This window comes from Caballeronia mineralivorans PML1(12) (assembly GCF_001028175.1).
In the GTDB taxonomy this organism is placed as follows: domain Bacteria; phylum Pseudomonadota; class Gammaproteobacteria; order Burkholderiales; family Burkholderiaceae; genus Caballeronia; species Caballeronia mineralivorans.
On the sequence record NZ_AEJF01000085.1, the window covers coordinates 43,070 to 64,415 of the forward strand.

Annotated in this window: 19 protein-coding genes; 14 read left to right on the forward strand and 5 right to left on the reverse strand. The window is 59.7% G+C overall.

Going from position 1 to position 21,346, the window contains the following annotated elements; translation table 11 throughout:
• The 3 genes from EOS_RS12810 to EOS_RS12820 all read left to right on the forward strand — a co-directional run bounded on the left by EOS_RS12810 (window position 1) and on the right by EOS_RS12820 (window position 4,930).
• Complete coding sequence (locus EOS_RS12810) at window positions 1-1,644, forward strand: HAL/PAL/TAL family ammonia-lyase (RefSeq protein ID WP_047847015.1); 1,644 nt, start codon at window positions 1-3, stop codon at window positions 1,642-1,644.
• A 347-nt stretch (window positions 1,645-1,991) separates the two neighbouring features.
• On the forward strand, window positions 1,992-3,098 hold the full coding sequence (locus EOS_RS12815; protein WP_047847016.1) for a porin: 1,107 nt from the start codon (window positions 1,992-1,994) through the stop codon (window positions 3,096-3,098).
• 290 nt (window positions 3,099-3,388) lie between these two features.
• Window positions 3,389-4,930 (forward strand): methyl-accepting chemotaxis protein, encoded by a 1,542-nt coding sequence (locus EOS_RS12820; RefSeq protein ID WP_047847110.1) that lies wholly within the window; start codon window positions 3,389-3,391, stop codon window positions 4,928-4,930.
• Between the two features lie 69 nt (window positions 4,931-4,999).
• On the opposite strand, the gene EOS_RS12825 is transcribed toward EOS_RS12820, so the two are convergent.
• From EOS_RS12825 to EOS_RS12835, 3 genes are read right to left on the reverse strand one after another with little or no spacing between them, the layout of a single operon-like run.
• Window positions 5,000-5,494 carry a nucleoside deaminase gene (locus EOS_RS12825; RefSeq protein WP_047847017.1) on the reverse strand — a complete coding sequence of 165 codons (495 nt, stop codon included), beginning with the start codon at window positions 5,492-5,494 and terminating at the stop codon, window positions 5,000-5,002.
• A gap of 30 nt (window positions 5,495-5,524) precedes the next feature.
• Window positions 5,525-6,529 (reverse strand): extracellular catalytic domain type 1 short-chain-length polyhydroxyalkanoate depolymerase, encoded by a 1,005-nt coding sequence (locus EOS_RS12830; protein WP_047847018.1) that lies wholly within the window; start codon window positions 6,527-6,529, stop codon window positions 5,525-5,527.
• A gap of 44 nt (window positions 6,530-6,573) precedes the next feature.
• Window positions 6,574-6,990 carry a CopG family transcriptional regulator gene (locus tag EOS_RS12835; protein ID WP_047847111.1) on the reverse strand — a complete coding sequence of 139 codons (417 nt, stop codon included), beginning with the start codon at window positions 6,988-6,990 and terminating at the stop codon, window positions 6,574-6,576.
• A gap of 184 nt (window positions 6,991-7,174) precedes the next feature.
• Between EOS_RS12835 and EOS_RS12840 the strand changes: the two genes are divergently transcribed.
• The 4 genes from EOS_RS12840 (at window position 7,175) to EOS_RS12855 (ending at window position 10,813) form a co-directional block, all read left to right on the forward strand.
• Window positions 7,175-7,453, forward strand: a complete 279-nt coding sequence (locus EOS_RS12840) for a type II toxin-antitoxin system Phd/YefM family antitoxin (RefSeq protein WP_047847019.1) — start codon at window positions 7,175-7,177, stop codon at window positions 7,451-7,453.
• Complete coding sequence (locus EOS_RS12845) at window positions 7,450-7,767, forward strand: type II toxin-antitoxin system RelE/ParE family toxin (RefSeq protein ID WP_047847020.1); 318 nt, start codon at window positions 7,450-7,452, stop codon at window positions 7,765-7,767. The genes EOS_RS12840 and EOS_RS12845 overlap by 4 nt, the downstream gene beginning before the upstream one ends.
• Window positions 7,768-7,923: 156 nt before the next feature.
• Complete coding sequence (locus EOS_RS12850; RefSeq protein WP_047847021.1) at window positions 7,924-9,042, forward strand: 3-deoxy-7-phosphoheptulonate synthase; 1,119 nt, start codon at window positions 7,924-7,926, stop codon at window positions 9,040-9,042.
• 307 nt (window positions 9,043-9,349) lie between these two features.
• Entirely contained in the window at window positions 9,350-10,813 is a 1,464-nt protein-coding gene (locus EOS_RS12855; RefSeq protein ID WP_047847022.1) for an amino acid permease, read from the forward strand.
• Between the two features lie 103 nt (window positions 10,814-10,916).
• On the opposite strand, the gene EOS_RS12860 is transcribed toward EOS_RS12855, so the two are convergent.
• Entirely contained in the window at window positions 10,917-11,120 is a 204-nt protein-coding gene (locus tag EOS_RS12860) for a cold-shock protein (protein WP_031363642.1), read from the reverse strand.
• A gap of 253 nt (window positions 11,121-11,373) precedes the next feature.
• Here EOS_RS12860 and EOS_RS12865 point away from each other — a divergent pair, with 253 nt between their 5' ends.
• The 4 genes from EOS_RS12865 to EOS_RS12880 all read left to right on the forward strand — a co-directional run bounded on the left by EOS_RS12865 (window position 11,374) and on the right by EOS_RS12880 (window position 15,712).
• Window positions 11,374-12,144: an SDR family oxidoreductase gene (locus EOS_RS12865; RefSeq protein WP_047847023.1), complete on the forward strand. Its 771-nt coding sequence runs from the start codon at window positions 11,374-11,376 to the stop codon at window positions 12,142-12,144.
• A gap of 68 nt (window positions 12,145-12,212) precedes the next feature.
• Window positions 12,213-13,535 carry an MFS transporter gene (locus EOS_RS12870; protein WP_047847024.1) on the forward strand — a complete coding sequence of 441 codons (1,323 nt, stop codon included), beginning with the start codon at window positions 12,213-12,215 and terminating at the stop codon, window positions 13,533-13,535.
• Between the two features lie 52 nt (window positions 13,536-13,587).
• The gene (locus EOS_RS12875) at window positions 13,588-14,418 is read left to right on the forward strand and encodes an IclR family transcriptional regulator (RefSeq protein ID WP_047847025.1); all 831 of its coding nucleotides are present in this window, start codon (window positions 13,588-13,590) and stop codon (window positions 14,416-14,418) included.
• Window positions 14,419-14,746: 328 nt separating this feature from the next.
• Entirely contained in the window at window positions 14,747-15,712 is a 966-nt protein-coding gene (locus EOS_RS12880; RefSeq protein WP_326972921.1) for a glycosyltransferase family 2 protein, read from the forward strand.
• A gap of 67 nt (window positions 15,713-15,779) precedes the next feature.
• On the opposite strand, the gene EOS_RS12885 is transcribed toward EOS_RS12880, so the two are convergent.
• Entirely contained in the window at window positions 15,780-16,982 is a 1,203-nt protein-coding gene (locus EOS_RS12885) for an acyl-CoA dehydrogenase family protein (RefSeq protein ID WP_047847112.1), read from the reverse strand.
• A 320-nt stretch (window positions 16,983-17,302) separates the two neighbouring features.
• On the opposite strand from EOS_RS12885, the gene EOS_RS12890 reads away from it, so the two are divergent.
• From EOS_RS12890 to EOS_RS12900, 3 genes are all read left to right on the forward strand, one after another.
• Window positions 17,303-18,445 (forward strand): acyltransferase family protein, encoded by a 1,143-nt coding sequence (locus EOS_RS12890; RefSeq protein WP_047847027.1) that lies wholly within the window; start codon window positions 17,303-17,305, stop codon window positions 18,443-18,445.
• A 182-nt stretch (window positions 18,446-18,627) separates the two neighbouring features.
• Entirely contained in the window at window positions 18,628-19,878 is a 1,251-nt protein-coding gene (locus EOS_RS12895; protein ID WP_047847028.1) for a metal-dependent hydrolase family protein, read from the forward strand.
• Between the two features lie 60 nt (window positions 19,879-19,938).
• Entirely contained in the window at window positions 19,939-21,318 is a 1,380-nt protein-coding gene (locus tag EOS_RS12900; protein ID WP_047847029.1) for an MFS transporter, read from the forward strand.
• The last annotated feature ends 28 nt before the right edge of the window (window positions 21,319-21,346 follow it).

The following is a 21,346-nucleotide window of genomic DNA, read 5'->3' on the forward strand; positions in this document are numbered from 1 at the left end:
ATGTTACGACCCATCCGATGCGCGCTCATCGCAGCCGCATTGCTTCATGCCTCTCTGTCATTCGCCGATGTCGTGCTCGACGGTCGTTCCGCGACGCCTGAAATCATCGCGAGTATTGCCGATGGCGAGGCTGTTCGTATTGCGCCGGTTGCAATGAAGCGCGTAGAAGACGCGCATACGGTGCTGCTGGCAGCCGCTCAGGACGGGCAGCAGATCTATGGGCTGACAGTCGGTGTCGGGTTGAACAAAGATCGCAAGATGGTCGATGCGCAGGGCAAACTCACGCAGGAGATCATCGACGCGTCCGGGCGCTTCAACGTCGGCCTGATCCACGCGCATTCGGGCAGTGTGGGACCCGACATGGACGTGCGCACCGCGCGTGCCGCGATGGCCGCGCGCTTGAACGCGATGCTCGATGGCGGCGCGGGCGTGCAGACCAGCATAGTGGACACGTACGTGCAGTTCCTGAATCGCGGTGTAACGCCTGCCATGCCGTCCGGTGGTTCGCTGGGTGAAGCCGATATCACGATCCTCAGCCACGTCGGTCTGGCGATGCTCGGTGAAGGCGATGTCTACTATCAGGGCCGCAAGATCACCGCGGCTGAAGCGCTTGGCGCGGCAGGCATTACGCCGATCAAGCCCTACGGCAAGGACGCACTCGCAATCCTCAGCTCGAATGCATATTCGGCGGGCATGGCCGCGCTGGCGCTGAACGACATGGGCCGCCTGCTCAAGGTGTCGAAGCTGGTCTACGCGTTGAGCCTGCAAGCGTTTAACGGCAACGTATCGCCGCTCCTCCAGGACACGCTCGGACTGCGTCCGTTCCCTTACACGGTTCAGGCGGGCAACCAGCTTCGCACGCTGCTGGCCGGCAGCAGCATCTGGAACCATGACGACAAACGCGCGTTGCAGGATCCGTTGAGTTTCCGCTCGGGTGTCTATCTGCTGGGCGAAGAAGACCGCGTATACACCGAGACGCGCGCGTTGCTCACCGTCCAGCTCAACTCATCCGACGACAACCCCGGCGTCGCCGTAGGTGTCACGCCACGTTCGACGCGGGCGCAGGAAGCGCGTGGTTACGTGAAGGTCAACGGCGTGACCGGTGCGGTCCTGCCCAGCGCGAATTTCGAGCCGCTGCCATGGGTGTTGTCGTTCGAAGAGACGGGTCTTGTCCTGGCGCACAACTCGTTGGCGTCGGCCCAACGTATCATCAAGCTCAACGACCCTCACCTGACCGGCTTGTCGCGTTTTCTCGGCACCGATCAAACCGTACACGCGTTTGGCGCGATGGAAAAACCGCCGGTCGCGCTGGCAATGGAGAACAAGGAACTGGCAATGCCGGTATCCATGGACTACTTCCCTGTAGCCGGCGACATCGAAGACATTGCCACCAATGCGCCGCGCGTGGTGGAGCGCGTGCAGCAGCAGATCGACAACAGCTTCACGCTGCTGGGTATCGAGCTGATTCATGCGGGCCAGGCTATCGATTTGCGCAAACAGCAGCAACCGGACTTCACGTTGTCGCCGGCCACGGCGGGTCTTTATACCGCGCTGCGCGGCAAGGTCGCGTTTCTCGACCGCGACCGGCCGCTGACTCCGGACTTCCGTGCGGCGGCGACCTTGCTCCACGGTTATCCCGGCTGAAAACGCGAACAGTCGCGGGCATGTTCATGACGCCGGGCGGCTTGTGGGTCGCAACGGCGCGTACTGAACACGCCGCTACGGTGCTGCCCTCCGTACCCCTACCCCAGCCGCCTCGATAACACGTTTGATCGCTTGACTTGGAGTGTTGAGCGGAAATTCTGAATATTCCTCTCCATCTATAAATAGTTATCCGAAATAAGATTTCCATGGCGTAGAACGTCACGCTTCAAGTATCGAACGGACAAGAATTTGACGCACCCAATACTCGATTTTTTACATTTGTTCTACTAAGTGTATTCCTTCAAAAAAACCAAGCCATCCCCGAACCCTCTGAACCGGAATTTTATATGTTGAAAAAAATTGTAGCGATTATTCCGATCATGGCAACCGCCTCCATAGCGCAGGCACAGAGCGCTGTCACGCTCTACGGGATTGTGGAAGACGGCGTCGATATCGTCAGCAACGTGCAAGGTAATCATCTGTATCAACTTGCGTCCGGCGTAACGGCAGGCAGCCGCTGGGGCGTGCGTGGTTCCGAGGATCTGGGCGGCGGCCTGTCGTCCATCTTTCGCCTCGAAAGCGGCTTCGACCTGAACTCGGGACGCCTTGGCGGCGGTCTCGCGTTTTCACGCAACGCGTATGTGGGGATTCAGAGCGAGCAAGCAGGCACCGTGACGCTCGGTCGCCAGTGGGACTCCGTCGTGGATTTCGTCGAACCTTATACGCTTAACGGCAATATCGGCGGTTATTATTTCGCTCATCCGAACGATATGGATAACACCGACAATGGTTTCCCCATCTCGAACGCTATCAAATATCGTAGCCCGACGATTGCCGGGTTCACCTTCGGCGGACTCTATTCGCTAGGCGGTATCGCAGGACAGTTCTCTAACAACTCGACTTTCAGCGCGGGCGCCACATATGCAGCGGGGCCGGTCAGCGCCGGCGTCGGTTACCTGCGCATCAACGATCCGGGTGTATCTACGCAGGGTTACCAGAACTATCCTGGCTTTACCAACGCGGTCTATGGCGACTTCCTGGCCGCCGCGCGTGCGCAGAAGGTGCTGGGAGTTGGGGCTTCGTATCAGGTGCTCGCGTCGCTGCGCTTGCTCGCGGATTTCACGAATACGATTTTCCAGCAAGGCAGCGCGGGACACGACGCAACGTTCCAGAACTACGAGTTGTCGGGTCTTTTCAATCCGACACCGGCGGTTACGATCGGCGCGGGTTACACGTACACCACCGGTCGCGATCACGCGACTGGCGGCCAGCCTAAATACAACCAGTTCAACCTGACGGCTGAATATGCGCTTTCGAAGCGGACATCGGTATATGTGCTGGGCGTGTTCCAGAAAGCAGCCGGCGATGCACAGGTTGCTCAGATCGCAGGCTTCAATCCTTCGGGCAATCAGAAACAGGCGGTCGGCCGCGTCGGTATCCGCAGCAGTTTTTGATTCTATGAGCTGAGCGCCGGCCTGTAACACGACTTGCTGTTCGGTTGCTCCTTCATACAGAGCAACCGAACATGTCGGTTGCGAGCGATCACACAGCCTTATCATCTGACAAATAACGCGACCCTCACGCGTTAAAAACAACCACTACGTTTCCTACCCGAGGGTTATCCCACCCCTACATTCCGTCACCGCTTTGCCGTAAAGGAGTCAGGCATCGCGTTCGGCAGCGCCCGACGCCGCACATTAATCAGACGATTCAACAATAGGCGACGGCGGTAAACATGAAAAAGATGACGTTGAATCAAAAGCTCGGGTCGATGATCGCCGTGCTGTGGCTCGGACTGGTCGCGATCGGAATCATCGGGGCGTGGCAAAGCCGCTCATCGACAATGAACGATCGGCGCGATCAGTTGAAGGCGCTGGTGGCCCAGGGTATAAGCACCACGGCCCATTTCAAGAGTCTCGCCGAGAACAAGACGATCTCCGAAGACGAGGCGAAAAAGCGCGCTCTCGATGTGCTCGGGTCGATGCGTTACGGCACGGACGGCTACATCTCGGTCAATGATTCGAACTCCACGATGATCATGCATCCGATCAAGCCGGCCATGAACGGGCATAACTTCGCGAATTTCACCGACCCCGCAGGCAACAAACTCTTCGTCAACATTGTCAACGCCGCCAGTTCGCCCGAAGGGGGCTTCGTCCACTACATGTGGTCGAAGCCCGGCAGCGACACCCCCGTGCCGAAGATGAGTTTCGCCAAGCACTTTACGCCGTGGGACTGGTTCATCGTGACCGGCATGTACACCGACGACATCGACGCCGCGTTCTACGCGAGCGCATTACGCTGGTTCGCGATTACCGCCGTGCTCGGCGTGCTCTCCTCCCTGGTGATGCTGCTGGTGTTACGCAGCATCAAGCGCGAACTCGGCGGCGATCCGGCGATTGCAGTCGGCGCGGCGCAGCGTATCGCACGCGGCGACCTGACCACGCATGTCCCGCTTGCCGACGGCGATTCTCATAGCCTAATGTTCGCGTTGAGCGAGATGCAGAGCGGTCTCGTGGAAACCGTCACGCGCGTACGGACCGGGACCGAGAACATCAACGTGGGGGCGTCGGAGATTGCAGCGGGCAATACCGACCTGTCGCAACGTACCGAGCAGCAGGCCGCCGCGCTCGTGCAGACCGCATCGAGCATGGACGAGATGACGGCGAACGTGAAGCAGAACGCCGACAGCGCCACGCAAGCCGCCAAGCTGGCAGGCGAAGCCGCCGATGTGGCCCAACGCGGCAGCGGCGTGGTCGAACAGGTTATTCACACCATGACGCGCATTACGGAAAGCTCGAAGCAGATTGGCGACATTATCGGCGTGATCGACGGGATCGCTTTTCAGACCAACATCCTGGCGCTGAACGCGGCTGTGGAAGCAGCGCGCGCCGGTGAGCAAGGACGCGGGTTTGCGGTAGTGGCCGCGGAAGTGCGCAGTCTTGCACAACGCTCGGCGACGGCGGCGAAGGAGATCAAGGCACTGATCGGGACGTCGACGGAAACGGTGAAGGAAGGCGCGTCGCTAGTATCAAACGCCGGTGCAACGATGAGCGAAATCGTGAGTTCGGTGCGCCGCGTGAACAAGATCCTCGATGAAATCAGCCACGCTTCGAATGAACAGAGCGCGGGTATCGAGCAGGTGAACCGCGCGGTAGGTGAGATGGATCAGGTGACGCAGCAGAACGCCGCGCTGGTCGAAGAAGCGGCGGCGGCGGCGCATTCGCTGAAGGATCAGGTCGATGTGCTGCGTGAAGCAATCGGGAGTTTTTCGCTGCCGGCTTGAGTGTCGAGTTGAGTGAAGGGGCCATTTGCATGGCCCTTGTCTCCGGTTTCGTCAGGTCCGTAGCGCACGTTATTCACGCGTCCAAAACCCTTCATGCACGACCGCGGCTTCATCTTCTATAAGCGGTCCGACCACACTCACTGTCCTTTGCCCTCGCGCGAAAACATCGCGGCAAGGTAACGAGAACGTCGGGTTCTCGGGGTGATCGCCGGTAATCTCCAGCAAGCGCCGCTCGGACATTGCATAGACCACGCGGCCGATGTTGCACCAGTAGATCGCGCCCGAGCACATGCAGCATGGCTCGGCATTCGTGTAAAGCGTGCACTTCAGCAATTGCTCCGGCGACAAGTCTTTCGCCGCCTGCGCTGCCGCGCGCAGCTCAGCGTGCTGGGTCGGATCGCCCTGCGGCGGCATCGAATTGTTTCCCGCGCGCGCAACCACGTGACCGTTTTCATCGGCGATAAGCGCAGCGAACGGATGGCGCCCATCGCGCTTTGACTTCTCCGACAACGCGATAACCTCGCGCAACAGCGCCATATCGCGTTCGCTTGCGTGTTCACTCATGATTTTCGTCCCCTTGGAAGGCCTTACCGGTCAACGTTGCAACGGGTGATCGAGGAAAAAATGCATCATTGCCGCGCTCGCGTCGGGACCAGTTACATCGGTGTACGAACCATACGCACTACCGCCCGACCAGGCATGCGGCGCGCCGTGGACGAGCCACAACTCCGCGTCGACACCCTCCGCCGATTTCATCCGCTCCACCGTGCTGGTGCGCTTGCCCGCTTCGACATGAGAGGCCTCGTCGAATACGATCGCCTGATCGCCGAAACCGCGCAACAACTCAGCCGCGTTCGATGGGTGCACGGTCGCGTCGGCATCGCCGTGAAAAACGATCAACGGACGCTTCGGTGCTTCGACGCTACGGGCGTGCGGCGCCTTTCCCCCTCGCATGGCCGCCAGCGCCGACGGCAGATCGTGCGCCGCACCCGCGGCCAACCCGGAATGCACGCACGCCGCAGCATAAAGATCCGGATACGCTCGGATCATGATGGCGGCCATCGCCCCGCCCGCCGATAAACCGGCCACAAATACGCGCGCCGGATCGACGGCGTGTTTCGTCATGACTTCACGCGTAATGCCTGCGATCAGCGCCGGCTCGCCGCTGTCGCGCCGCTGATCGGCTGGCTTGAACCAGTTCCAGCACTTCGATGTGTTGGCCCTCTGCAGCTGCACCGGATATACCACGATGCATCCATCCCGCTCCGCCAGCGCGTTCATTTGCGTGCCTGCGGCGAAGTCGTCGGCGTCCTGCGTACAGCCATGCAACATCACCACGAGCGGCAACGGCTGGCCGCTATGGTGCTTCGGCACGTACAGCTTGTAGGTCCGATGACCGGCGGCGTTCGCAAACGTATGCGTTGTAAATGTGCCGGGCTGTTGAACAGCGGGAGCATCACCCTGCGGTGAAGGAGGCACGTGCCTCGCCTGCCGCCCAAGCACGCGCTGCAGCGCTGCGGCCGCTTCCTGCGGACCACGGGTGCGCAGCAGCTTCATTGCATCCTGCATGGAATGCAGGAATCCTTCGTCGAGTTTCATTGTCTTTTCCAGTTATTCCTTGCAGCTGTATTCTGTAACTATCGCTAAGCAATCCGGCTAGCCAGCGCGGCTTTAACCGCAGGCGATGCATGAAAGGCGCCGAGCACGACGATCGAGGCGATCGTCTCGAGCGCCAGTTCGGGAGACACGTCCGCTGCAATGCTGGCGAGCCCCAGCACCTGAATGTCGAACCGCTCGCCCGCCGCACGCGCTGCTTCCAGATCGCGCTTCGAAAAGTGCTGCATACCCAGCACCAGCGCGCGCCGCGTCACCGTTTCGTTCACGACCTGCGCGTGTGTCGCCAGTTGATTGCGGATCGCCGTGCGAATCAGGTCCGTGCGGTTGGAATAAAACCCTTCTTCCACCAGCAAGTCGATCTGCCCCAGGTCGATAGGACCCAGATTGATCGTGATCTTCTCCGTCTCACCGCCCTTCGGCCTGAGTACTTCAACTTTTTGCATCGTCATAACCATCCCATTTCCATCCAATGGGATGGTTATAGGCTGGTTTTTGCAGTGCGTCAAGGTTTGTCGCCTGTTAGCGACTGTCGCAAAAGGCGAAAGGGCGGTTATCGACAGCTTGTGGACACAAGACTAAATTTAGTCCATATTCAGTCTTACGTTAACGACACCGACGAGGCCGCACATGAAGCTCTCGAATATCAAACCTATCAGTTACCTCAAAAGTGATGCGGCGCGGATTGTGACTGAACTTACTGAAACACATGAGCCTTTGATCATTACCCAAAATGGGGAAGCAAAGCTCGTTGTGCAGGACATCTATACATTTGAGCGGCAACGCCAAACGAACGCCCTCCTCCGCATTCTGGCATTGGGCCAAAAGGAGATTGCCGAAGGTAAGGTCTCGCCGGCAACCGACGTCTTTGCCGAACTAGATCGACTTGACGAAGAGGATAACGAATGAATCTTATCGTCCTCGACTCGGCCAAGAGAGACCTGGCCGATCTGCGAGAGTACGTCATCAAACATAAGCCGAGTGGAACCTGGAACGAGATCAAGACACAACTGAAAAATAAAATTTTTCAGTTGGAGGATTTTCCCTTGTCAGGCTCCCGTCCTCCAGAACTGCTCGACTATCCAGATCGATATAGACAAGTCTTAACCAGTCAGCAACGAATCATCTACGAAATCACGAATCACGAAATATATATTCACGTGATCTGCGGACAGGCTCAAGATCTCGAAGAGATTTTGAACCGGAGATTGCTTAGTATTTAAAGAAAAGCCGCTTGGCTATCGGTCGCGACTACAAATAGCTTGGGATTCTGCGAAACCCGCGCGCGAGCGAACTTCCCCCAGATCCGGCCACGTCCAAAAACCACGGCCCAAATGCGATAATCCCAAGCTGTCACCCTGTTTCCGGAGAACCACCCCATGAGCCGCCTCGACAACCCATATCACGACCAGGAGGCCGGCCGTGCCGACTCGACGCAAGACACGACCCGCATCGACGACGTTCGCATCGGTGCGGTCCGTCCGCTGATTTCCCCCGCGCTGCTGCAAGACGATCTGCCCGTTCCGCTCAGCGTGCAGACGCTGGTCGAAAAGAGCCGCGTTGAAATAGCCGACATCCTGCAAGGCCGCGACGACCGGCTGGTCGCCGTCGTCGGACCGTGCTCGATTCACGACCATGACCAGGCACTCGAATACGCAAACCTCCTGAAGGCCGCCGCTGACGAACTGCGCGACGACCTGCTGATCGTGATGCGCGTGTATTTCGAAAAGCCAAGGACCACCGTGGGCTGGAAGGGTTATATCAACGACCCGCTTCTCGACGGCACGTTTCGTATCAATGAAGGCCTGCGCCGCGCGCGCCAGTTGCTGCTCGACATCAGCAGCATCGGCTTGCCGACGGGCACCGAGTTTCTCGACTTGCTGAGCCCGCAATACATCGCGGATCTGATTGCGTGGGGCGCTATCGGCGCACGAACGACGGAGAGCCAAAGCCATCGGCAACTGGCTTCAGGACTAAGCTGCCCGATCGGTTTCAAGAACGGCACCGACGGCGGCGTGCAGATCGCGGCAGACGCAATCGTCGCGGCGCATGCAAGCCACGCGTTCATGGGCATGACCAAGATGGGCATGGCCGCGATCTTCGAAACGCGTGGCAACGCGGACGCGCACGTCATCCTGCGCGGCGGCAAGAAGGGACCGAATTACGATAGCGAAGGCGTGGCAGCCGCATGCGCCGCACTCAAGGAAGTCGGACTTCGCGAGCAGGTGATGATCGATTGCTCGCATGCCAATTCGGGCAAGTCGCATCTGCGTCAAATCGATGTGGGACAGGACATCGCGCGGCAGCTGAGTGGCGGTGACCGGCGCATTATCGGCGTGATGATCGAAAGCCATCTGGAAGAAGGCCGGCAAGATCTAAAGCCCGGTGTACCACTGCGTCATGGTGTTTCCATCACCGATGCCTGCCTCGCCTGGACACAAACCGAACCGGTCCTGCAAACACTTGCCGCTGCAGTACGCGAGCGCCGCAAGCACTGACGCGCATGCGTTTGATGAGCGTTATATTGCCGTAAAACCATCGACATCGCGTGCTCGCGCGATGATCAAACCTCTCCGGTAGCACTCCGCATGCCACGCCGATCTTGCATCCTGCCCGGTGCAAGATCGGGTAATTGCACGGCTTCACAATCAATTTCATTCGGCATAGACTCAATCCGTCAACGTCATTCACTCTTGGCAGTGAGTCGTCTTGCATCAAGCGTTTTTCGTAGTGATCCGCAAGTTGAACCGGGCAATGCGTCCGGTTCAACTCGTGCCTACCAACGTACGACTGAGGCGACATATCATGGCTGACACGAGTTACATGGCGCGGAAATCCGTTGCCGATATCGTCAAGAGTGCTGACGGCGGCGAGCGCCCCCTGGCCAAGACACTGGGCGCGCTCAGCATCACTGCAATGGGCATTGGCGCCATCATCGGCGCCGGCATCTTCGTGCTGACAGGCACGGCCGCCGCGCAGTTCGCGGGACCGGCCATCATCCTGTCGTTCATACTGGGCGGGATTGCATGTGCGTTTGTCGGCCTGTGTTATTCCGAACTCGCAGCCATGCTGCCCGTCTGCGGCAGCAGCTACACCTACACGTATGCCACATTGGGCGAAGTGTTTGCGTGGATCATCGGCTGGGACCTGATCCTCGAATACGCGATGGGCGCGGCCACCGTTGCGGTCGGATGGTCGGGTTATATCGTCAGCCTGCTGCATAACGTAGGCATATCCCTCCCATCCACGCTGGCCGCCGCGCCCGGCACCATGGTGAAGCTTGCCGACGGCACGTCGGTGGCGGGCATGGTCAACCTGCCGGCCGTCTTCATCATCGCGATCCTGACGCTCATGCTGGTGATGGGGACCAAGGAGTCGGCACGGCTCAACAACGTCATGGTCGCTATCAAGCTATTTGTCGTCGTGGCGTTTCTCGCGCTCGGCGTGTTCTTCGTGCATCCCGCGAACTGGCATCCGTTCATCCCGGCGAACACCGGCGAGTTCGGCAACTTCGGCATGAGCGGGATCCTCCGTGGCTCCGCGGTAGTGTTCTTTGCATTCATCGGTTTCGATGCGGTATCGACGTGTGCCCAGGAAGCGAAAAAACCGCAGCGCGACATGCCTATTGGCATTCTCGGTTCGCTGGTGATCTGCACGATCCTGTATATCGCGGTGGCGGGTGTGCTGACAGGACTCGTGCCTTATGGCGAGTTGAATGTGCCCGACCCGATTGCAAAGGGCGTGGATGTAATCGGCCTCACCTGGTTTTCGATCCTCATCAAGGTCGGTGCGCTGACCGGTCTGACGACCGTGATCCTCGTGCTGTTGTACGGACAGAGCCGCATTTTCTTCACGATGTCGCAAGATGGGTTGCTGCCGGGATTGTTCGCGCGGGTTCATCCGCGTTTGAAGACGCCTCACCTCAGCCAGACCATGATTGGCGCTGTTGTTGCGATCGTCGCAGCATTCACGCCGATCAGCGTGCTGGGCGAGATGGTGAGCATCGGGACGCTGTTCGCCTTTGTCCTGGTGTGCGGTGCGGTGATCTATTTACGGCGCAGCGACTCGGGTGCGAACCGGCCGTTTCGTGTGCCGGGGGTGCCCGTCATACCCATTCTCGGCATCCTGTTTTGCGTGCTCCTGATGACCGGCCTGCCACTCGTGACCTGGATGCGGCTGGTGGTCTGGCTGGTGATCGGGCTCGTGATCTACTTCTTTTATGGGCGCAATAATTCGCGGCTGCGGCATCCGGAACAACACGTGGGATAACGATGCGCCGCGTGCGTCGTGCGGGGCTGGTTCAAAACCTTGCACGACGATCCGCTAGCCCAAGCGCACTGCTGTCCGCTTCCAACCGATGCCAACCCGCGATTCAAGCAGGCTGGATGTTCGACGCTTGCTTGCCCTTGGGGCCCTGGCCTATATCGAAGCTCACCTTCTGGTTCTCCAGCAAGGACTTGAAACCTTCAGTCTTGATCTCCGAAAAATGGGCGAACAGCTCTTCGCTGCCGTCGTCGGGGGTGATGAAACCGAAACCCTTTGCATCGCTGAACCACTTTACTCGTCCGGTCGGCATGGCCGTCTCCTGGCTGGAAAAAGGGGAACGGTATCACGGGCGGTGGTTTTCGTTCGCACGGCGATTTTCGCTCGCGCCTGCAAAACCTTGCCTCGTCCGCTCCGGCACGGGCAAAGACGCCTTTCGAGGCGCTTTCCACCCAATCTCAGCGTTTACCTTCACTTATAAAAATCCTTTTCATATGTGAAAATTCGACACTAAACCCATGCGGGACACCGCATCGGCGGGACCAACAACCGGAAAAGGAGCATCAATGGTCAAGCGTGTCGAAGGCAAAAACATCGTGGTGACGGCTGCCGGCAAAGGCATCGGACGGGCTTCCGCGCTCATGCTCGCCGCCGAGGGCGCCCACGTCTGGGCCACCGATATCGACGAAAGTGCGCTCGCTGAACTCGCCCGCGACGCAGGAGAAGGCTCCACCTTGCGCACCGCGCGCCTGAACGTGCTCGATTCCGCCGATGTCGACGCCTTCGCTGCGAAGACCGGCCCGCTCGACGTATTGTTCAACTGCGCCGGCTACGTCCATGACGGCAACATCCTGAAATGCACGGACAAGGACTGGGATTTCAGCTTCGACCTGAACGTCAAGGCCATGTACCGGACCATTCGCGCGTTCCTCCCCGCCATGATCGACGCAGGCAAAGGGGCATCGATCATCAATATGGCCTCAGCGGCGTCCAGCGTGAAAGGCGTGCCGAACCGTTTTGTTTATGGCGCCTCGAAGGCGGCCGTGATCGGTTTGACGAAGGCCGTAGCCGCCGACTTCGTGGGTCAGGCCATTCGTTGCAACGCGATTTGTCCAGGCACGATTGAATCGCCGTCGCTGCGTGGCCGGATCGCAAGCCAGGCCGCTGCGTCGCATCTGGACGAAGAACAGGTCCGCGCCGCGTTCGTCGCGCGTCAGCCTATCGGCCGGGTCGGGCGCGCGGAAGAAGTCGCCGCGCTGGTGACGTATCTCGCCTCCGATGAGTCCGCGTTCACCACCGGCGCGATTCACATGATCGACGGCGGCTGGTCGAATTAAGATCAATTGATTCGCATACCGTACTAACGTCAAAAAACATAACAACGACAGACAAGAGGAGACCCTCCATGTCAGGATCGATTCCGCTAGCGGCGAGCCCGGAAGCCGCCGCTGCGTTCGAGGAAAATGCGTATCGCAAGGCCGTGTGGCGGATCGTGCCGTTGCTGATCGTCTGCTTCATCTTCGCCTACTTCGATCGCGTCAACATCAGCTTCGCCAAGCTGCAAATGCAGGGCGATCTCGGGCTCTCCAACGCGGCGTACGGCTTCGGCGCCAGCATCTTCTTCGTGGGTTATTTCATCTTCGAGATTCCCAGCAACCTGATCCTGAGCCGCGTCGGCGCGCGCGTCTGGATCGCGCGCATCATGATCTCGTGGGGTATCGCCTCGGCCGCGATGATGTTCGTCACATCGGAAACGTGGTTCTATGTGTTGCGCTTCGTTATTGGCGCGACAGAAGCGGGTTTTCTGCCGGGCATCATCCTGTATTTCACGTATTGGTTTCCCGCCAAGCGGCGAGCGCGTATCAATGCGCTTTTTATGACGTCGATCTCGATTTCAGGCGTGATCGGCGGACCTTTGTCGGGCTTCATCATGACGCGCTTCGCCGGTCTCGGGGGATTGGCGGGCTGGCAATGGCTGTTCCTGCTCGAAGGTTTACCGACCGCCCTGCTTGGCTTGCTGGTGCTGGCTATTCTCGATGACCGCATCGCCAGCGCCAAGTGGCTCAGTGCCGAAGAGAAGGCCGTGCTGCAAACCAATCTGGACCGCGAGGACCACGGCACGTCGCACAAATTCATCGACGCCATGCGTCAGCCCGGCACGCTGCTGCTCTCGCTGATCTATCTCTTCATGCTGATGGGGCTCTATGGCCTGACGTTCTGGATGCCGCAACTGATCAAGAACACCGGCATCACCAGTCCGATGACAATCGGTCTCCTGACCGCGATTCCGTATGCGGCGGCGGGCATCGGCATGGTGGCGCTGGGCAAGAGTTCGGACCGGCACGGAGAGCGTCGCTGGCACCTCGGGCTGGCGGTTGGCGTGGGTGGCATCGGCTATATGCTGAGCGCGTATTTCGCTCACGACACTACGCTTGCCATGATCTCGCTCGTGATCGCCGCGGTCGGCGCGATCGGCTGCCTGCCCGTGTTCTGGACCTTGCCGCCTGCATTCCTGAGCGGCACGGCCGCGGCCGGTGGCATCGCGTTGATCAACTCCATTGGGAATCTCGGCGGCATCATCAGTCCGTATCTGGTCGGCAAAGTAGTCGATATCACCGGCGTGCCGTCAGGCGGTCTCTACGCCATTGCGGCGGTATTGATCCTCGCCGCGCTGTTGATTCTGTTCGGCTTGCCGGCGCGTATCGCCAACCGGGATCGCGCGCTTTGACCGCCCGGCTTACCTTGATCGCGACGCGTTCCTTTTCGATCATTACATCGCCATGAATACAGTTCTGAAGCCTTCCCGGAATGCGTCCGACGAGAACGCCGACAGCCCGCGCTACACCGCGCCCGCGCTCGAGAAAGGACTCGATATTCTCGACGTCCTCGTCGACACCGCCGAGGGTTACACGCTCAACGAACTGTCGGTGAAACTCGGCCGCACCGTGAGCGAAATCTTCCGCATGGTCGTGACGCTCGAGCGTCGCGGATATGTGCAAGGCGATCATAACGACCGCTATACGCTGACGCTCAAGCTGTTCGAAATGGCGCACAGGCAGCAGCCTATTCGATCGCTGACCGCCATGGCGCTGCCGCTCCTGCGCGATCTCGCGAACATGACGCGGCAGTCGTGCCATCTGTCGATTTATAACAGCGGCCGGGTCGCTGTCATCGCCCAGGTCGATAGTCCCGAACGATGGTCGTTCGGGTTGAAAGTCGGCGCCGTGATGGGACTGACCGATACCTCGTCGGGCCACGTATTGCTGGCTTTTCGCGACATCGCCGAACGGGAGAGGATGCTCGCGGCCCATACGCGCGTGGAAGGCGAGAACGATGTCGAGCCGGCGGTTTTGCTTGCGCTGCTCGATGAGATTCGCGCGGCCGGGCATGAGATCGTGCCCAGTCGGCAGATGCGCGGTGTGACCAATGTGGCGTTCCCCGTGATCGGAAGCAGCGGCGATGCAATTGCGGCGGTCAACGTGCCGTATCTCGAGCGGATCGATAAAAAGGTCAATCCCGAGTTCGACGAAGTCTGCCGGATGGTCGGCGAGATGGCCGGGCGCTTGTCCGCGTTCATGGGGTTTAGCGGGTACAACCTCGAAGGCGAATAAACCGCTATTTCTGCTGATTCCTTAAGCGCCTCGAATGCCGATGACAGTGCATTTGAGCGCTTGTCCACGTGATTAAAATCCGTGAAAACCCTAATCGTCTGATGAAATTACCGCGTCTTCTTAAGTGTTTGCCGGGTAAAAAATAAAAATAAATCGGTTTCCTTTCATCGTCATTTAATCGCGTTGACGAAATAAATGCGCAACCGTATAAAACCAACAACGACGCGCTCCTTACCCAGTCTTTCTGTCTATATCCCAGGCCGCGTTTTCGTTGTTTAGCCCAAATGCGCCCGATCGATCCAACCCTTCAGCCCACGGTGAGAACATGATGCGACAGACGAAGATCTCCATTTGCCTGCCAACGTGCAACAGACCCGAGCTGCTCATGGAATCGCTTGCATCGTGCCTGGCCCAAACGCACACGAACATTGAAATAGTCATTGGCGACGATTCCAGCGATACCCGCACGCGCAACCTGATCGATACAACGTATCTCCACGAAACGCGGATTTCCTACGTCAAGAATGAACCGCCGCTCGGGCAGGCAGACAATGTCGCCAGCCTCTTCAAGCGTGCCACCGGCGATAAAATTCTCCTGATTCACGACGACGATGCGCTCAAGACCGATTGCATCGAACGCCTGCTGTCCGCGTGGAATCTGCACCCGGACCTCGACATTGCATTCGGCGACCAGTATCAAATGGATAACGCCGGACGCGTCGACATTGAAGGCAGCTGCCAGCTCAATTCAGCTTACTACCGCACGGAAGCCGCAGCCGGCCTGCAACCCAATCCGGGACGCACTGGCCTGATCCAGATGATGCCGAACAACGGCTGGCTCGCCAACGCGGATCTGGTCAAGAAAATCGGCTATAAAAAACAATACGGCATCGGTTGCGACTTCGTGTTTGGCGCGCAAATCTGTCTTGCCGCCAGGAAGGTTTATTACCTCAAGGAATACGTGTCGTTTTGCCGGAAGACGGACGTATCGATCACCCTGACTAGCGCGCGCTCGACCACGGCCGCGGCGGTACTGGCCTACGACTTTCTCAAGTCGCTCAAGCTCGACAGCAGCCTTGAGTCAGCGCGCGAACTGGCGCTCAAGCGGATCGTGCCGATTGTTGTGTCGGTGTACGCCCGCAATCATCAACCCATGCAGGGTCTCAGCATCGCACTCGCCCATCTGTATGCGTACAACTACGGGCTCAGCAAACGTCTCTACTTCCATTTGATGCTGATCCTCAAGGGATTCGCCGGCGGCGGAAGCTACAAGAGCAGCACGCAGAACGGCTGAAACACGACGAGCGGTTTTGCAAGGTTCAAGCTCCGGCTCTCGCAGCAAGCCGGGGCTTGAACGACCACTACGCACCGTGAAGCCCTGAAAGCGTGTCGCGTTTGATCTTCTTCGCGATCGACCACTTGTGTACTTCAGTCGGGCCATCGTAGATACGGAACGCACGAATCTCGCGGAACACTTGCTCAACGACCGTATCGCGCGATACGCCCGTGCCGCCCATGACCTGCACGCAGCGGTCGGCTACCCGAAACAGCGCGTCGGCCACCGCGACCTTCGCCATCGAGCTTTCAGAGGTGCCAAGCGAACCGCCATCGAGTACGGCTGCGCACCAGTCGATCATCAATTCCGCCTGCTGCAAATCAATCGCGTTCTCCGCGAGCATGAACCCCACCCCTTCATGATCGATCAGCAACTTGCCGAATGCGCGGCGCGTGCAGGCGTATTGCGTGGCGATCTCATGCGCGCGCGTGGTCGCACCATGCCAGCGCATGCAATGCGACAGTCGCGCGGGCGACAGCCTGATCTGCGCGTATTTGAAGCCTTCGTGCGCGGCTCCCAACACTTGGTCGTCCAGCACACGCAAGCCTTCGATGCGCACCACCGCGTGACCACCGGGCATGGAACTGTCTATGGTGTCGAGAATTCGTTCAAGGCGGATGGAGGGATGCGGCAAGTCGACGAGGAACATGGTGGCGCTGACCTTCTCGTCCCCGTCCTCGCCCGTGTTGCTGCGTGCCATCACAATGCCGACCGACGCCCCTTCAGCACCCGTGATAAAGGCCTTCGTGCCATCGATAACCCAATGATCGCCATCGCGTCTGGCCGTGGTCTGAAGCATGGAAGGATCGGAGCCCGCGCCGCCATCGGCGGCGGGTTCGGTCATGAAGAACGCAGAGCGTGCATCGCCCGCTATGAGCGGCGCGAGGAAACGTTTCTTCTGCGCCGCGGTGCCTATCTTGCCGATCAGAAGCATGTTGCCTTCGTCCGGTGCGGCGGTATTCACGGCAACCGGGCCAAGCGGCGATAAGCCCGATCGTTTCAGGACGGTTGCGGTTTCAAGCTGCGTGAGATGGTCGCCTCCGGGAAGAATATGCGGCGTAAGCACGCCCGCAGCCCGCGCCTTGCTTCGCAGTTCGCGCACCAGTTCTTCACTCGGGCCATGACTGCCGCAACGCGGATCGCGCTCGTAAGGGACCACGACCGTGCGCACGAATTCCTCAACGCGCTTTGCGATTTCGCTCGCGCGCTCTGTCTGTACAACGTCCATGCTACCCATGAAGGGTCTCCTTTTTTAGCGCCAGCGAACGCGTGGCTCGGTCCTGGGTTGATCGATCAAACGGCGGCGTCGCCAAGACGTTGCCTGTCGCCGTAATGATAGCGATACGCCAGCGCGGCTAGTAGCGCGGCCTGAATCGTCTGAAGAACGATTGTAGGATCATTTCAATGCTTGTTGACCAGGCGCCGCGATCGCGTTGAAAGCCGCCAAACTAAAGTCGCAGTCCGCCAATTGCGCCGTGCAAGCGCTCCAGGTAATTGATTCCGCGCACGCGGTGATACCCTGCGAAAACGGTGAAACGGGAGGAAACAGTGCATGCGCCAATAAATCAATCTGGCGGGTCGCTACCTGCGTTGACCAGCATCCGCTTCCTCGCGGCGATCACCGTCGTTGTTTCGCATTACTCAGAACTTGGCTTACTCAAGCTGCCCTCTCAGATCTTTGATTTCGTCGATGGCGGCCGTCCCGCGGTTTCGTTGTTCTTCGTGTTGTCCGGCTTTATCCTCACCTTCACTTACCGCGATCAACTGGCCGCCAAGGGCGCAAGATCGTTTTACCAGGCGCGGTTTGCACGCATCTATCCAGTCGTATTGCTCGGCCTCGCGCTGTGTGTGCCAACCACACTGTACTTGTTGAACTCCGATGACCGGTCGTTGTTAATGCAGTGGTACGCGCTTAAGAATCCGGCGTATTTATCGCTCGCCGCCAGTCTGGTCTGCCAATTGCTGTTGCTGAATGCATGGTTCCCGTTTGCCGCCGTGAACCAGCCGTGGAACGGCCCGTCAGACAGCGTTTCGTGCGAAGCTTTTTTCTACACGATGTTCCCGCTCATGCTGCGCAAGATGATGTCCATGCAATTGGCATGGCTGAGCTTCGCTTGCATCGGCTTCTTCCTGATGCAGGGACTATGGATTGTGTTCCTGCAAACTTTCCTGCCGCTATCGCGCAGCGGATTTCTCGTCGTCGGCCTTCCACTCACGCGCCTGTTCGAATTCGTCGTTGGTGTCTATGCCGCGATCCTGTTTCATCGATTGCGCGAACAAGGCGTGAACCGACACGCTCTGGGTATCAAGCTCGTCGGCAGTTCGTTGATCGCCTTGACGGTTCTCGCGCTCTGGCGTCCGGTTTCTCCCGCGTTCTATCTCGACTCGCCGTGGTTCGCTGCATTGATTCTGGGGCTGGCGCTGCTCGACCGCCCTGTGATCAACTTCCTGAATCAGCGGTCACTTGTGAGGCTGGGCGAAGCAAGTTATTCGCTTTACCTCATTCACGTGCCCATTGCCTATCTCGCGTATATCGCGGGATTCAGACAATCGAATGGCTGGATCGCGATGCTGTTCGCCGTCGTCGCAAGCCTGCTGATCTTCAGGTTCTACGAAGAACCCATGCGCAAGCGCATCCGCACGCGATTCTCGGCCGTTTCAATACCCGCCGATAACAAGCTGACCGCATAAGCGCTGCGTTAGCCGCTCGCCGCTCGCCCCCGGATCATGGCGGCAAGCCATCCCTCATTAATGACGCACTAGCGTGCTCGCCTGAGCGCGGCGTATAGTTTGCTGCTCGTGCAGTCAAGCAAGCTGGCGCGTCCATCCCTGCAGTCCACGCGGCCAGATTCAACCTTCTCAGGAGAGTCGCGATGACGTCGGTGTTGTTTCGCAACGGCGCGCTGCTGGACCCGTTGCAGCCCGAACTACTGCCCGGTCACGAGGTGCTGGTCGAGGATGGGCGAATCAAGGAAGTCTCAGATCGGCCGATCAAGACCGCCAGCGCTCGTGTGATCGATTTGAAAGGCAAGACGCTGATGCCCGGCCTGATCGATCTCCACGTACATGTGATCGCGGTCGAGTTCAACCTGCCGCGCGTGGCGACCTTGCCCAACGTACTGGTCACGCTGCGCGCCGTACCCTTGATGCGCGCCATGCTGCGGCGAGGGTTCACCAGCATCCGCGATGCCGGCGGCGCGGGTTATCCGTTCAAGCAAGCGGTGGAGGCCGGGCTGGCAGAAGGCCCACGCATGTTCGTCTCAGGCCGCGCGCTGAGCCAGACGGGCGGTCACGGCGACATGCGCACCCGCGGCGACTTCATGCCACCCGACGCACCTTGCGGCTGCTGCGTACGCGTCGGTGCGCTGACGCGGGTAGCGGACGGTGTGGACGAAGTGCGCCGCGCCGTTCGTGAGGAACTACAGATGGGCGCCGACCAGATCAAGATCATGGCGTCAGGAGGGGTTGCCTCGCCGACCGATCCCGTCGGCGCGTGGGGATATTCCGAGGACGAGATCCGCGCGATCGTCGCCGAGGCCCGCGGCCGTCAGACCTACGTGCTGGCCCACGCTTATACGCCCGATGCCATCGCACGCGCGGTGCGCTGCGGCGTGCGCACGATCGAGCATGGCAATCTCATCGACGACGCCACTGCGCGCCTGATCGCGGAACACAATGCCTTCGTGGTCCCCACGCTCATCACTTATGAGGCGCTCGCCAGCGAAGGCGGGAAATACGGCCTGCCCGAAGCAAGCCTGGCGAAGGTGGCCGACGTGCATGAAGCCGGCCTCCGGTCCCTGGAGATCATGAAACGCGCGGGCGTGCGCATGGGCTTCGGCACCGATCTGCTCGGCGAATCGCAGCGTCTGCAGAGCGATGAATTCCGGCTGCGGGCCGAGGTGTTGTCACCCGCGGAAGCAATAGCAAGCGCGACGCTGATCGGCGCCGAAGTGCTCGGCATGACCGACAAACTCGGCCGCATCATGCCGGGCGCCTTCGCCGATGTGCTCGTAGTGGACGGCAATCCGCTGCGCTCCATCGACTGCCTGCTCGGTCAGGGCGAGCACATTCCGTTCGTGATGAAAGGTGGCCACATCCACTTCGACGAACTCGAGCACGCTTAAACCCAGAGCCTCGGCCGTTCAACATTCACCGTCCCTTTCTGCCAGCGAGGTGCGTTACCCATGTCGACGATTTCCGCCCGTATAGAACGCATGCCGTTCTCGTCATTTCATCGACGCTTGCTGCTGATGGGCGGTCTCGGCTACACCTTCGACGCCATGGACGCCGCCGTGCTCGCGTTCCTGCTGCCGGTGCTGCGCACGCAGTGGTCGCTCAGCAGCGTGCAGACGGGCGTGCTTGGCAGCGGCACGTTCATCGGCTATTTCCTCGGTGCGATGCTCGCCGGAATTCTCGGCGACCTGATCGGGCGGCGGCGCGTGATGATGCTCGCGCTGGTGATCTACTGCGTCGCGTCGCTCGCCAGCGCAACGGCCCACGACTGGCCGTTTTTTCTGGCGACACGGATTGTCGCCGGACTCGGTACGGGCGCGGAGAGCGCGATCGTTGCGCCGTTCTTGTCTGAGTTCGTCGCGCGGCGGTATCGCGGTGCATTCACGGGCAGTCTCGCCGGCTTCTTCTCATTCGGCTTCGTCGCGGCTGCGCTGCTCGGTTATTTCGTGATCCCGCTTGCACCGAATGCGTGGCGTGTGGTCATGGTGATCACCGCGCTGCCGATCGTAATGTTGCTGTGGTGGCGGCGTGCGTTGCCCGAATCGCCGCGCTGGCTCGTGGCGCGCGGGCGGCACGCCGAAGCCGAGGCAATCGTCGCAAAGGCGGAGGCCGAGTTGATGGCGGCTGGCGTGAAACTGGAACCCCTGCCGGAAACCGATGCCGCCGCCGCAGCAGAGGTTCCCGTTGCTGCTGAGCGTGCTTCGGCGTTCGCGAACGTGAAGGCGTTGTGGTCGCGCAAGCTTGCGCGCATCACCACCATGACGTGGCTCATGTGGCTGTCGATCACGTTCAGTTATTACGCGTTCTTCACCTGGATTCCCAGTCTGCTCGTGCAGAACGGCATGACGATCACGCGCAGCTTTTCGTATTCGCTCGTGATCTATATCGCGCAGATACCGGGCTATTTCTCGGGCGCATGGCTCAACGAAAAGATCGGCCGGCAGGCGACCATTGCGTCGTACATGGTGCTGGGAGGAATCTCCGCGCTTGGCCTTGCGCTCACCCGCAGCGACGGCGGCATCATGGCGTCCGGCGTGCTGCTGTCGTTCTTCATGAACGGTACGTATGCGGGCGTTTATGCCTACACGCCCGAAGTTTTTCCTACCGATGTCCGCACGACCGGCGTGGGCCTGGCTTCATCAGTAGGCAGGCTCGGCGCAATCGCCGCCCCTATCCTCGTCGGGTATGTGTATCCGCTGCTGGGCTTTCCCGGTGTGTTCGGGGCGACCACGTTCGTGCTGTTGATCGGTGCGGCGGCGGTCGTGCTGATGGGCGTGCAGACGCGCGGGAGATCGCTCGAGGACATCGCGGCGCAACAGTTGCGCGGCTAGCCGGGTTGCCTCTGTCCTCACGCGCGGC

Bases quoted from the DNA above. Each gene is read 5' to 3' on its own strand.
- EOS_RS12880 (WP_326972921.1), top strand. From the start codon at position 14,747: ATGCGACAGACGAAGATCTCCATTTGCCTGCCAACGTGCAACAGACCC.
- EOS_RS12885 (WP_047847112.1), bottom strand. From the start codon at position 16,982: ATGGACGTTGTACAGACAGAGCGCGCGAGCGAAATCGCAAAGCGCGTT.
- EOS_RS12820 (WP_047847110.1), top strand. From the start codon at position 3,389: ATGACGTTGAATCAAAAGCTCGGGTCGATGATCGCCGTGCTGTGGCTC.
- EOS_RS12845 (WP_047847020.1), top strand. From the start codon at position 7,450: ATGAATCTTATCGTCCTCGACTCGGCCAAGAGAGACCTGGCCGATCTG.
- EOS_RS12865 (WP_047847023.1), top strand. From the start codon at position 11,374: ATGGTCAAGCGTGTCGAAGGCAAAAACATCGTGGTGACGGCTGCCGGC.
- EOS_RS12810 (WP_047847015.1), top strand. From the start codon at position 1: ATGTTACGACCCATCCGATGCGCGCTCATCGCAGCCGCATTGCTTCAT.
- EOS_RS12900 (WP_047847029.1), top strand. From the start codon at position 19,939: ATGTCGACGATTTCCGCCCGTATAGAACGCATGCCGTTCTCGTCATTT.
- EOS_RS12860 (WP_031363642.1), bottom strand. From the start codon at position 11,120: ATGCCGACCGGACGAGTAAAGTGGTTCAGCGATGCAAAGGGTTTCGGT.
- EOS_RS12825 (WP_047847017.1), bottom strand. From the start codon at position 5,494: ATGAGTGAACACGCAAGCGAACGCGATATGGCGCTGTTGCGCGAGGTT.
- EOS_RS12840 (WP_047847019.1), top strand. From the start codon at position 7,175: ATGAAGCTCTCGAATATCAAACCTATCAGTTACCTCAAAAGTGATGCG.
- EOS_RS12830 (WP_047847018.1), bottom strand. From the start codon at position 6,529: ATGAAACTCGACGAAGGATTCCTGCATTCCATGCAGGATGCAATGAAG.
- EOS_RS12895 (WP_047847028.1), top strand. From the start codon at position 18,628: ATGACGTCGGTGTTGTTTCGCAACGGCGCGCTGCTGGACCCGTTGCAG.
- EOS_RS12815 (WP_047847016.1), top strand. From the start codon at position 1,992: ATGTTGAAAAAAATTGTAGCGATTATTCCGATCATGGCAACCGCCTCC.
- EOS_RS12875 (WP_047847025.1), top strand. From the start codon at position 13,588: ATGAATACAGTTCTGAAGCCTTCCCGGAATGCGTCCGACGAGAACGCC.
- EOS_RS12850 (WP_047847021.1), top strand. From the start codon at position 7,924: ATGAGCCGCCTCGACAACCCATATCACGACCAGGAGGCCGGCCGTGCC.
- EOS_RS12835 (WP_047847111.1), bottom strand. From the start codon at position 6,990: ATGCAAAAAGTTGAAGTACTCAGGCCGAAGGGCGGTGAGACGGAGAAG.
- EOS_RS12855 (WP_047847022.1), top strand. From the start codon at position 9,350: ATGGCTGACACGAGTTACATGGCGCGGAAATCCGTTGCCGATATCGTC.
- EOS_RS12870 (WP_047847024.1), top strand. From the start codon at position 12,213: ATGTCAGGATCGATTCCGCTAGCGGCGAGCCCGGAAGCCGCCGCTGCG.